Source organism: Synechococcus sp. PCC 6716, from assembly GCF_022570815.1.
Classification (GTDB): domain Bacteria; phylum Cyanobacteriota; class Cyanobacteriia; order Thermosynechococcales; family Thermosynechococcaceae; genus Thermosynechococcus; species Thermosynechococcus lividus.
Window position 1 is genome coordinate 1 of sequence record NZ_JAKLTU010000041.1, and the last position, 12,532, is coordinate 12,532.

The 12,532-nt window shown below is 54.3% G+C and carries 8 protein-coding genes and 1 CRISPR repeat array; of the genes, 3 read left to right on the top strand and 5 right to left on the bottom strand.

Annotated elements, in window-relative coordinates:
* Nucleotides 1–8: 8 nt before the first annotated feature.
* Nucleotides 9–864: a CRISPR direct-repeat array (repeat unit 36 nt; unit sequence CCTTCCTCTTCATGGGGAAGGCGATCGAATGGAAAC).
* Between the two features lie 13 nt (nucleotides 865–877).
* Both L5220_RS13065 and L5220_RS13070 read right to left on the bottom strand, forming a co-directional pair.
* Entirely contained in the window at nucleotides 878–2,152 is a 1,275-nt protein-coding gene (locus L5220_RS13065) for a tRNA nucleotidyltransferase/poly(A) polymerase-related protein (RefSeq protein WP_499574056.1), read from the bottom strand.
* A complete protein-coding gene (locus L5220_RS13070) occupies nucleotides 2,152–3,465 on the bottom strand; it encodes a pentapeptide repeat-containing protein (protein ID WP_499574058.1) in 1,314 nt (437 codons plus the stop codon). Before L5220_RS13070 ends, L5220_RS13065 begins: the two co-directional genes overlap by 1 nt.
* 100 nt (nucleotides 3,466–3,565) lie before the next feature.
* Between L5220_RS13070 and L5220_RS13075 the strand changes: the two genes are divergently transcribed.
* Entirely contained in the window at nucleotides 3,566–3,838 is a 273-nt protein-coding gene (locus L5220_RS13075) for a YciI family protein (RefSeq protein ID WP_099798307.1), read from the top strand.
* On the opposite strand, the gene L5220_RS13080 is transcribed toward L5220_RS13075, so the two are convergent.
* The 3 genes from L5220_RS13080 to uvrA form a co-directional block, all read right to left on the bottom strand.
* Nucleotides 3,835–5,040 carry an argininosuccinate synthase gene (locus L5220_RS13080; RefSeq protein ID WP_448527582.1) on the bottom strand — a complete coding sequence of 402 codons (1,206 nt, stop codon included), beginning with the start codon at nucleotides 5,038–5,040 and terminating at the stop codon, nucleotides 3,835–3,837. The genes L5220_RS13075 and L5220_RS13080 overlap by 4 nt on opposite strands.
* A gap of 184 nt (nucleotides 5,041–5,224) precedes the next feature.
* Complete coding sequence (locus L5220_RS13085; protein ID WP_099798309.1) at nucleotides 5,225–5,434, bottom strand: CAB/ELIP/HLIP family chlorophyll-binding protein; 210 nt, start codon at nucleotides 5,432–5,434, stop codon at nucleotides 5,225–5,227.
* Between the two features lie 298 nt (nucleotides 5,435–5,732).
* On the bottom strand, nucleotides 5,733–8,585 hold the full coding sequence (uvrA, locus tag L5220_RS13090; protein ID WP_499574060.1) for an excinuclease ABC subunit UvrA: 2,853 nt from the start codon (nucleotides 8,583–8,585) through the stop codon (nucleotides 5,733–5,735).
* A gap of 267 nt (nucleotides 8,586–8,852) precedes the next feature.
* Between uvrA and L5220_RS13095 the strand changes: the two genes are divergently transcribed.
* Nucleotides 8,853–9,719 carry a cyanophycinase gene (locus L5220_RS13095; RefSeq protein ID WP_499574062.1) on the top strand — a complete coding sequence of 289 codons (867 nt, stop codon included), beginning with the start codon at nucleotides 8,853–8,855 and terminating at the stop codon, nucleotides 9,717–9,719.
* Nucleotides 9,720–9,812: 93 nt separating this feature from the next.
* Nucleotides 9,813–12,509, top strand: a complete 2,697-nt coding sequence (gene cphA, locus L5220_RS13100; protein ID WP_499574063.1) for a cyanophycin synthetase — start codon at nucleotides 9,813–9,815, stop codon at nucleotides 12,507–12,509.
* Nucleotides 12,510–12,532 lie beyond the last annotated feature (23 nt).

Here is a 12,532-nt window from a genome sequence, read left to right on the forward strand (position 1 = left end):
GTCGATAGCCTTCCTCTTCATGGGGAAGGCGATCGAATGGAAACTGATCATCGTGTTGGGGTTAACCTCGGCGWRMSCCRSACCCTTCCTCTTCATGGGGAAGGCGATCGAATGGAAACTTGACGATCTTGGTCGCATGTTTACGACGGAGTTAGCAACCTTCCTCTTCATGGGGAGGGCGATCGAATGGAAACGATCCGATACCCTACCGGTGTCCACATCAGATCTATACCTTCCTCTTCATGGGGAAGGCGATCGAATGGAAACCCTCGTGCCGAATGGCGGGTGCCATCCKRMTTGRTGYCCTTCCTCTTCATGGGGAAGGCGATCGAATGGAAACAGACCGGCTTCAACCGGCCCTAGGGCGATCTTTAGAATCCTTCCTCTTCATGGGGAAGGCGATCGAATGGAAACCGAAATATCATCTAGCGCCTGGCGGTACCGTTCGGCTMCCTTCCTCTTCATGGGGAAGGCGATCGAATGGAAACCGCGGAATGGCGGGTTCCGTCGGGGTTGGTTCCGACGGCCTTCCTCTTCATGGGGAAGGCGATCGAATGGAAACCCTSGTGCCGAATGGCGGGGGCCATCAGGATTGGTCCCCTTCCTCTTCATGGGGAAGGCGATCGAATGGAAACCGCGGAATGGCGGGTTCCGTCGGGGTTGGTTCCGACGGCCTTCCTCTTCATGGGGAAGGCGATCGAATGGAAACATGGTTACCGGGTCGGCAGCCAATACAGCTGCCTTCTCCCTTCCTCTTCATGGGGAAGGCGATCGAATGGAAACCTAACGATTTGCTGACCACCACCCCTAGTTTTTTAAGCCGTGTAACCTTCCTCTTCATGGGGAAGGCGATCGAATGGAAACTCGAATGGAAACTCTATTTGGGTTTCGCAGGCTGGCGTAACAACCGATCCACAAAGGCAAGGGCGCTGGCGCGATCGCCAATCTCCCCACGGGCTTGAGCTGCCTCGATCGCCTTCAAAATCCGGCCAATCTCTGGACCTTGGCGCAATTGAAACTGTTGCACTAGGTCAGCACCCCGCACAAGCTGAGGGGGGTGAGCCACCGTATTAGTGGGATCGAGCCATGCCCTTACTAAGGGGATGAGATGAGCTTTGGGGATAGTGCGACTCAGTGCCAGCGCAACAAAGGCTGGAAAAAAATCCCGTGCTGCCCGAAAAAGATAGAACGACTGTTCCCGATTGAGGGGCTGCTGCAGCGGTATCAACCAGTCTTGCAGCAAGCGACATAGGACTTTAACAACTTTAATTTCATTAGCGGTGTAGGTAAGGGCAAACAGTTGTGTCTCCGCCTGCTGGGGGTCTGGATGCACTAAGCAGGTGAGCTTGGCTAGGGCAGCAAGGGTACGCCGCTGGGGTTCGCCCGGAGCCGCGGTGGTGGCAATGGATGTAGTTAAACTTGGCCACAGAGCTGGAAAGGGGAAGTTTGCTAAGGTGGTTTCTAAGGCATGATAATGGGTCATACTCTCTTCGGTGACAGAGGGCAACCACACTCCTAAAACCCCATCACGAAAGGCTAAGGTAATGCTGGCCGCACTTTCAACCATACTCAGCAAATAACTAAGTTCAACACGAACCCGCTCTGGGGCAACAGTGCGAAGGCGCGGTGCCAAAGTTTGGATGACCCGGCGGGTGTCTGAAGTAATGGTGAACTGCAACTGTGCGGCTTGGCGATAGGCGCGCACAAGGCGCAAGGGATCCGCCGCCAAGTTGTCCGGGCTAACGTAGTGAATCTGGCGTTGTTGTAGGTCTAATAACCCACCCAACGGATCAACAATGTGATGGCGATGAATATCGTAGGCGATGGCATTGAGGCGGAAGTCGCGATCGCTCAAGTCAGTGAGGAGGGTGTCGCCCTGCTGCTGGGCAATATCCACTGTCATATTGCTAAAGACAACTCGGCCAATCTGCCGTTGGCGATCTAAGACTACGAAGCCCGCTTGGTAACGCTGGGCAAGGGTAGCGGCCAGTTCAAGGGACTGGTTTGGCACAATAAAGTCGAGATCGGGGTAAAGGGTAGTGCGCCCCAACAGCGCATCTCGCACTGCTCCCCCCACAAGGTAGGTGTCTAGCGGCAAATCACTGACCGCAATGGGCCAGCGGCTAAAATCAAAGGGCTGGATTTCAACCATTAGAGTTGTTCTATATCAATGGGCTGCCCTGCAAGGGTCACCGCTAGATTGTCACCACGAACGGCGATCGCCCCTGCTGCCGTTTGAATGATCAGGCAACCATTTTCAACACTGAGAATTCCTTGCCATGGCCTCGTCGCTGGCACCGGATCTTGGGGGGCAGCAACGACCGCTGCTCCCGGTAACTCTAGCCAAAGTAGCATCGTATCGGCACCATAGTGGCGATCGCCAGCGGCGGTTTTAATGATCAACCCCCCGATGGCTAAGGGGGCAAAAGCAATATCGTGAATGGGCTGCCATTGCGTCTCTACTAAAAGTTGTAGATTGGGCTGCGACCCTGGGGGAGCCGCCTTCAGCATCAGCCACCATGTTTTCCACAGTTGGCGGGCAGTGCCCTGTTGAACGTTTGCACCTGCTGGAGTCGCGACATGGCAGTACTCCCACGCTGGCACCGGCTGTTCGCAGTACTGAATGGGCAAAAATGAATGGGCTTTGAGGACGCTGGCCACTAAATCCGCAAAGGGCGCATCAACCAATAGGGTTATCCGTGGTTGTGAAGCGATTGTGGCATCCAGAATGGCGATCGCCTGCTCCGTAACCGTGCGCAGTTGATAACAATTGTTGCCGAGGTTGATGATCTTGAGGTCAGCGCTTTGATAGGTATGGGGACGCAGCGGCTGGGGCTGAAGCAGCAATTCCACCACCTGTTCATTGGTCCACTCTAGCATTGTGGTATCCGACGGCGCAGCAATGGGATCAGCGGCAGCCGTCAGGGGTGGGTGCGGTAGTTCTTCAGCGTCACTGTCATCAAAGACAACCTCCCCATTGGGCAACGTTGCACCACTGAGCTTGGCTTCCTCTAACTCTTTGCGCGGGGCGATCGCCCCGGTTAAATCCGCTGCCGAGAAATCAGCCCCAACAACATTGGCCCCTTGTAAATTAGTATCGTGGAGCACTGCCCCTTTCAGCACCGCCCCACTGAGCACCGCTTGGCGGAGGTTCGCCCGCGACAGGTAAGCCCCCACCAACACCGCCCCACTGAGGATGGCTTCTTGCAGATCTGCGTCCGTCAAGTTAGCCCCACTGAGGTCTGCACCAATGAGGTTAGCTCCCCGTAAATTCGCATTGGCTAAATTAGCCTTAATTAAATCGGCACCACTCCAGTTAATGCCTTGGAGATTTGCCCCAGCCAAGTCCACATGACTAAGTTGCACCAACGGAAACGAGCTGCCCGCCAAATTGACACCGCGAAAATTGCGAACCCCGCGGGCAAATTCACTTAAGAGCGTTTCGAGGGTGATAGCTTTACTCATGGCAGGTTCTGATTAGGACACAACAGACTAGGCGGGTGACACAGCGGCTCACTATAGCTATTCTAGGTCGTGAGGCTGAATCCACAGGAGTAGGGCGTCAATGCCATGGTTTGTGAAAATTGAGCGCGGCATCGTTGATAAGCAAACCTTTGACCAGCATGTTCCGGCTCATTGTGCCTATGTCCGTAAGTTAATTGCCGCAGGCCATCAAGCACGAACGGGGTACTGGGCGGAGCGAGGCGGGGGGATGATGCTGTTTGAAGCCAGCTCGTTAGCTGCCGCCAAAGCCATCGTCGAAGCAGATCCCTTGGTGCAACATCAGTGCGTTCACTACGAACTCCACGAGTGGTGTATTGTCGAAGAGCCGCGCTAGCCTTGGCGCAGTTTCTCAGCCCACACTCGCGTTGGCAAGCCCCACACATAAATAAATCCTTCCGCTGCTTTGTGATCAAACTGATCCTCAGCCCCATAGGTCGCTAAGTCTGGGGCATAAAGCGAAACAGAGGAGCGCCGACCCACTACCTTGGCAGTTCCCTTAAAGAGTTTAACCCGCACTGTACCGCTAACGCGAGCTTGGGTTTGGGCAATAAAGGCATCCAGAGCCGCCTTGAGGGGGCTATACCACAGGCCGTTATAGACCAAGCGGCTGTAGGTATCTTCAACGCCACGCTTGTACTGGGTGACATCGGCAGTCAGGGTCAGGCTTTCAAGATCCCGGTGCGCATCAATGAGTACCAGCAACGCCGGAGCCTCATAGATTTCGCGGGACTTAATGCCCACAAGACGGTTTTCGATCATGTCGATGCGACCCACACCATGGCGACCCACCCGCTCATTGAGTTGGCTAACCAGCTCAACTGGCTCTAGGTGCTGACCGTCAAGGCTCACAGGAATCCCTTGCTCAAAGCCAATCTCCACATACTCAGGCGAGTTGGGGGTGTCCTCCACCGCACGGGTCATTAAGTAAATCTCTTCTAGGGGTTCATTCCATGGATCTTCGAGCGGCCCCGCCTCGATACTTCGCCCGAGCAAATTGCGGTCGATGCTGTAGGGGGAAGATTTCTTGACCGGAGCAGGAATGCCAAACCGCTCACCATAGGCAATGGTTTCTTCACGGCTCATCCCCCACTCCCGCGCTGGCGCTAGCACCTTTAGGTTGGGGTTCAACGCGGCGATCGCCACATCAAAGCGTACTTGGTCGTTCCCCTTGCCTGTGCAGCCGTGGGCAACCGCATCCGCACCATACTCCGCCGCAGCCTCCACCAAGAGCTTGGCAATCAGAGGCCGCGCCAAGGCTGTTGAGAGGGGATAGCGATTTTCGTAGAGGGCATTGGCCTGAATCGCTGGAAAGGCATAGTCGCGGATGAACGCCGCTTTGGCATCGACGACCAGAGATTCACTGGCACCAGAGTCAAGGGCTTTTTGGCGAATGGGTTCTAGCTCATCCCCTTGCCCCAAATCCGCAGCAAGGGTAATCACCTCCTGTACCCCCCACTCCTCCTTGAGGTAGGGGATACACACAGAGGTATCTACCCCACCGGAGTAGGCTAAAACAACTTTTTTTGCACGACCCATAGTCTTTAATCCTGAAATTGATGCGGCAATTCTCCCCCGTCACTATAGCGGATCTGCTGCCGCCAAACGTACTAGTGTTAGGAATGGCCAACACGTACAAAAAACTGACAATAAGCCGCAAAAAAGCCCACCCCCTAGGGGGCAGGCATTGCATTCCATGCTAAGAGAGATACGGTGAACGTCCTTACAGGCTGTTCAAAAAACCAATGAGGCCATGACCAGTGATGACTTCTAAGGCCAACAGCGAGACAAAGCCAATCATTGCTAAGCGACCGTTGAACAATTCTGCGTAGGGAGTAAAGCCAGACTGTGGCTCACTCATCACATACATTTTAGGTTCGATGGCAAAGTTGTTCATTTTGCCTTGATCGTCAATGATGCTACCGCTTTTCATGTTGGAACTCCGTTTGTTACAAAGTGTTTCTTCTTCTTAATATAAGTTAACACTTTGTTTACAGAATTGCAACTGTACTGATCGCGCTGCGGCGATACCGACGACATCAGGGAGCCGCCGTGGCTATCTGGTATGTATATATATTGTATATATATTTTATTTATATATTGTATATATTGACCAAAAGGGACACTAGCCTGCGCCACTCCAACATCTTTGAGGGTGCAATTGGCTGTAAACCCTAGTAACAGCGACTAGCCCTAGCACGTCACGACGGCAAGGGGCTGACGTTTACTGCTTAATCTAAGGTTGGTGGGGGTAGCAGGGGAGCTAAATATTGCCCCGTATAGGAGTGAGCCACAGCAGCAACCGCTTCGGGGGTTCCCACAGCAATGACCTCACCGCCGCGATCGCCTCCCTCAGGCCCTAGATCAATAATCCAGTCCGCGCAGCGGATCACGTCAAGATTGTGCTCAATCACCAAAATGGAATTCCCTTTATCTACCAGCCGTTGCAGCACGTCAAGGAGTTTATGAACATCGTAAAAGGACAGCCCAGTCGTTGGCTCGTCAATGAGGTAGAGGGTTTTACCGGTGGCGCGGCGCGAGAGTTCCGCTGCCAGTTTCACCCGCTGTGCCTCACCGCCAGAAAGAGTAGGGGCGGTTTGCCCCAACGTCAGGTAGCCCAAGCCCACATCCACCAAGGTTTGCAATTTACTCACGGCTTTGGGAATATTCTCAAAAAAGGCTAGAGCCGTCTCCGCCGTCATATCCAGCACATCGGCAATGGAGCAGCCTTTGTACTTGACCTGTAGGGTATCGCGATTGTAGCGCGTCCCTTTGCAGACCTCGCACTGCACGTAAACATCCGGTAAAAAGTTCATTTCAATGACGTTGACCCCTTGACCCCCACAGGCTTCGCAGCGCCCCCCCTTGACGTTAAAGGAAAACTGCCCCGGTTTATAGCCCCGTGCCTTGGCCTCAACCGTTTGGCTAAACACCTCGCGGATAATATCAAACACCCCAATGTAGGTGGCAGGATTAGAGCGCGGTGTGCGCCCAATGGGGGACTGATCAATCACAATCACTTTATCGATGGCGTTTAAGCCATGGATGCTCTCGACTCCTTGGGGCATGGGTACAGTCTGCCCCAAATGGTGTTGCAAGGCAGGATAGAGCACCTCGTGCATGAGGGTGGATTTCCCGGAACCGGAGACCCCCGTCAGGCATACCAACATTCCTAGGGGGATCTCCACTGTGATGTGCTTGAGGTTATTGCGGCTGACGTTTTTTAGGATCAGGGATTGGCCGCTGCCCTGTCGCCGTTGAGCGGGAGTTTCAATGCGTTTGCGTCCCGCAAGGTAGGCACCCGTTAAGGAGTCAGGATGCTCAAGAATAGTCTCAATACTGCCTTGAGCCACCACTTGGCCACCGTGGATACCGGCGCCTGGGCCAATATCCACAATGTAGTCGGCTGTCCGCATGGTCTCTTCATCGTGCTCCACCACAATGAGGGTATTGCCCAAGTCCCGCAACCGCAGCAGAGTTTGCAACAAGCGTTCATTATCCCGCTGATGCAGACCAATACTGGGTTCATCGAGGACGTAGAGCACACCCGTTAAGCCGGAGCCAATTTGAGTTGCTAACCGAATGCGTTGGGCTTCGCCGCCGGAGAGGGTGGCAGCACTGCGATCTAGGGTGAGGTAATCTAGCCCCACATCCATCAAGAACTGTAGGCGAGCCGTAATTTCCCGCAGGGCTAGGTCGGCAATTTGCCGTTGGCGAGCCGTTAATTCAAGGGACTGAATCCGCGCTAAACACTCACGAATCGATACACTGGTGAGGGAGGTTAGGCGATACTGGCCAAGGCGCACCGCCAAGGCAGCCGGTTTGAGGCGCTGTCCCCCGCAGGCAGCACAGACTTGGTTGACCAGATACTGCTCTAGTTTTTGCTTGTAGGCTTCGGAGGTACTTTCGCGGTAGTGCCGCTCTAGGATAGGGATCACCCCCTGGAACTGGCGGTAGTAGTCGCGAGGGCGGTAGCGGGAGTCGGCAGGTACTAAAATTGGCACATCGGTGCCGTAGAGAATAATCTCACGCTGTAACTCCGTGAGCTTGTGCCATGGGGTGTTGATGTCAAAGCCAAAGGCATCGGCAATGCCGCACAGAATGGCAAAGTAATAGTTGTGGTCTTTGTCTGCCCACGGGGCGATCGCTGCGTAAACGGGTAAATCGGGGTTTGGCACAATGAGTTCAGGGCTGAATTTGCGCAGATAGCCTAAGCCATGACACTCAGGACAGGCGCCGTAGGGGGAGTTAAAGGAAAACAGCCGGGGGGATAGCTCATCCATCACTGCCCCATGCTCAGGGCAGGCAAAATTCTCAGAAAACATCAGGGACGCCGCTTGAGCCTCGTTAGGGGATGGCGGCACCACACTCACCATTGCGGTACCATTGGCGTGCTTTAGGGCAATCCGCAACGCATCCGCGAGGCGCTCTTCAATCCCCGGCTTGCACACGAGCCGATCCACCACAATGTCAATGGTGTGGTTGTGGTTTTTATCTAGCTCGATGGCATCACTGAGGTCGCGCACCTCACCGTCAATGCGGACGCGCACAAACCCTTCGCTGGCTAGGCTAGAGAGCAGCTTTTTGTGGGTGCCTTTTTTACCCTTGACAATGGGGGCAAGCACCTGAAAGCGGGTTTGCGGGGCAAGCTGCATCACATGATCCACCATTTCATCCACTGTTTGCGGGCGAATGGGGCGATCGCAATGGGGGCAGTGCGGCTCCCCAGCCCGGCCATAGAGCAGGCGCAAATAGTCGTAAATTTCGGTGACGGTGCCCACCGTTGAGCGGGGATTGTGGGAGGTGGACTTTTGGTCGATGGAAATCGCTGGACTCAACCCCTCAATAGCATCCACGTCCGGTTTGTCCAGTTGCCCTAAAAACTGACGGGCGTAGGCACTCAAAGATTCAACGTAGCGGCGCTGTCCTTCAGCAAAAATTGTGTCAAAGGCTAAGGAGGATTTACCAGAGCCAGAAACGCCAGTAATCACAATCAGGCGATCGCGGGGGAGGTCAAGATCAATGTTTTTCAGGTTGTGCTGCCGCGCGCCACGGATGCGAATGTGGCCGGTAGCGTGCCCCATGGGATGCCTCGAAAGTTAAAAAAACGTTACATCAGGCGTATTATAGCAACCCCATTGCCGGCCAATGGTCGCAACAAGCTTTTACTATTTGTGAATAAAATTGGAAGCATTTACCAAAACTTAAAAATTCTTCCCAATCTGGCATTATGCTGTATAGAACTCCTCTTCCTGTGGGATCAATCCAGTAATGATCTCAGCGTTGAGCGATCGCCCTGCGGCTGATTTGCCCTTGCTCTGCCGATTGAAGCTTGAATGAACCGTAGTCCTATGTTGCAATTAGACCCGATTTCCAAAGTTGCTCCCCCAAGTGCAGGCCGTAAAGGTTTGGTGATGGCGATCGGTGGTGCGGAGGATAAAGTCCGAGGGCGGCAGATTCTAACCACATTTTGTCAACGCTCCGGCGGGCTGGATGCCGTGATTGGCGTTATTCCCTCGGCCTCCCGGGAACCCGATGCCATGGGGCGGCTGTACCACGATATTTTCCGGGAAATCGGCGTGCGCGATGTAGAAATCCTCCTAGTGGGCGATCGCGCCGATACCGAAAACGAAGACCTCTTAGCCCGCATGAGCCGCTGTAGTGGCATTTTTATGTCGGGGGGCGATCAGCTGCGGCTGTCGGCTCTCTTGGACGAGACCCCGTTGGTCTATCAACTGCGGCATCAAGTATGGGAGGGCAAATCAGTGCTTGGCGGTACCAGTGCCGGCGCAGCAGTCATGGGGGAATGCATGATTGCCAGTGGCGGCAGCAACGAAGCACCCAATCGATCCCTAGTAGATTTAGCAACCGGCCTTGGCTTTCTCCCCGATGTACTGGTAGATCAGCACTTCCACAACCGCAATCGCCTTGCGCGGCTCATTAGTGCGATTTCCGCCCATCCCGATAAACTGGGCGTTGGCGTGGATGAAGATACCTGTGCCATGTTTGAAGCGGATGGCACACTGCGCGTCCTTGGCCGTGGCTCGGTGACGATTGTTGATCCGCGGGATGTCAGCTACACGAACTATGCCCACGTCGATGTGACAGAGCCGCTGAGTATCTATAACCTGCGTCTGCACATCCTCAGCGATGGCGACTGCTACAACCTACATACCCACCAAGTCCAACACAAGTGTGTGCTGCCACCCCTAAATTAGGATTTTTCAGAAAATTGTTGCCTACAATACAGTTTACTGCGTCATCGACCTCAAGACTAAAAGTGGTACAGTCTCCTTAAAACCACCCTACTTATGAAAATTCTCAAACTACAAACGCTGCGAGGGCCAAACTATTGGAGCATTCGTCGCCATAAGCTCATTGTGATGCGTTTGGATTTAGAAGAGGTGGCCAATACACCCTCCAACCAAATTCCGGGGTTTGTGGATGGGTTGGTGCGGGTGTTACCAAGTCTCTACAATCACTTTTGTTCCCTTGGCCACGAAGGTGGTTTTTTGACACGGTTGCGGGAAGGCACCTACCTTGGCCATGTGGTCGAGCATGTTGCCCTTGAGCTTCAGGAACTGGCGGGGATGCCCGTTGGCTTTGGCCGTACCCGGGAAACCGCAACTGCAGGAATTTATCAAGTTGTCTTTGAATATCAAAACGAAGAGGCCGGACGCTATGCAGGTCGGGCAGCGGTGCGCCTGTGTCAGAGCATTATTGACACAGGTACCTACCCCCAGCGGGAACTGGATCAAGATTTAGCAGATTTACGGGACTTCAAGGCCAGTGCCTCCCTAGGCCCAAGTACCGAGGCCATTGTCCGTGAAGCCGAGGCACGTAATATTCCATGGTTTGAACTCAGTAGCCGCTCCCTGATTCAATTGGGCTATGGTGCCAAAAGCCACCGGATGCAGGCTACCCTGAGCGATCGCAGCAGTATTCTGGCCGTTGAACTCGCCGGGGATAAAGAGGGGGCAAAGCGTCTCCTGCGGGATGCGGGAATCCCCGTTCCCAAGGGTACCGTTGTCCGTTATGTTGAAGACCTACCCGAGGCGATCGCCGACATTGGTGGCTACCCCATTGTCATGAAACCCCTTGATGGCAATCACGGTCGCGGCATCACCATCGACATCAACTCTGATGCTCAGGCCGAACAAGCTTTTGAAATTGCCAGTAGTGTGTCTAAATCCGTGATTGTTGAGCGCTACTATCCGGGGCGCGACTTCCGGGTGCTGGTCGTCAACGGCAAAGTCGTAGCTGTGGCGGAGCGCGTGCCTGCCCACGTCATTGGCGATGGTCGCTCCACCATTGAAGAACTCATTGAGCGCACCAATAGCGATCCACAGCGGGGGGATGGTCACGATAATATCCTCACCCGCATTGAAATCAATCACGATACTTGGACCCTCCTCGAAAAACAGGGGTATAGCTTAAATACAGTGCTGCCATCTGGGGAGGTGTGCTATTTACGCGCGACCGCCAATCTGAGTACCGGCGGAATTGCCGTGGATCGCACCGATGAAATTCACCCCCAAAATGTTTGGATTTGCCAGCGTGCCGCTCGGATTATTGGTTTAGATATTGCCGGGATTGATGTGGTCACGCCCGATATTTCCCGACCGCTGCCGGAGGTGGGTGGTGTCATTGTTGAAGTGAATGCCGCTCCTGGGTTTCGGATGCACACTAACCCCAGCCAAGGGATTGCCCGCAACGTGGCGGAGCCGGTATTGAATATGCTCTTTCCGCCGGGGACCTCCTGCCGCATTCCCATCTTTGCCATTACGGGCACCAACGGCAAAACCACCACCACCCGTCTAATTGCCCACATTTGCAAGCAAACCGGCCAGACCGTTGGCTACACCACCACCGATGGCATCTACATTGGCGATTACTTAGTGGAAAAGGGAGATACCACCGGTCCCCAAAGCGCACAGCTCATTCTCCAAGATCCAACCGTGGAGGTGGCTGTTTTGGAAACAGCGCGGGGCGGCATTTTACGCTCTGGGCTGGGGTTTGACCACTGCGATGTTGGCGTGGTGCTCAATGTTCAGGCGGACCACCTTGGCATTGGCGACATTGATACGGTGGAGCAGTTGGCAGACTTAAAAGCAGTGGTGGTGGAGTCGGCGTGGCCCAATGGCTATGCGGTTCTCAATGCCGATGATCCCTTGGTGGCCGGCATGGCACGCCAAGTCAAAGCTCAGGTGGCCTATTTTTCCATGGATCCCCATAACCCCGTGATTAAACAGCACATTCAGCAGGGGGGGTTAGCCGCAGTCTATGAAAATGGTTATCTTTCAATTTTGAAAGGGGATTGGACCCTACGCATTGAACAGGCGGAAAATGTGCCCATTACCCTCGGTGGTCGAGCGAACTTTATGATTGCCAATGCCCTTGCCGCCAGTTTAGCGGCATTTGCCCAAGGGATTAGTATCGAGCATATTCGCGCGGCCTTGACCACCTTCCGCACTTCTGTGGAGCAAACCCCCGGACGGATGAACCTTTTTGACCTAGGGGCGTTTAGCGTTTTGGTGGACTATGCCCATAATCCTGCGGGGTACGAAGCGGTGGGCGAGTTTGTGCAAAAGTGGCCGGGTCAACGGATTGGCGTGGTGGGTGGCCCCGGCGATCGCCGCGATCAAGACCTCGAGCAACTGGGGGAATTATCTGCCAAAATCTTTGACTGGATCATTATCAAAGAAGACGATGACACCCGCGGTCGGCCTCGTGGAGATGCAGCAAACTGGATTGAGCGCGGTCTGCACCACCACAGTGTTCGCCGCCAGTACGAGATCATTCACGATGAAGTTGCCGCGATTCAATTTGCCCTCGATCGCGCTCCCCAAGGGGCATTAGTGGTCATTTTACCGGCGGATGTGACCCGTACCATTCAGTTAATTCACCAGCACCATCAGCGGCTGAAAGAGACGACCACTAATGGCTTCCATTCTCCGGAAGAGGTGCCCGTTAACTCCCCTACGGATTTCAATCCTTCCAGCCTTTGACGAGGGGTTCCCCCTAGGCTAGA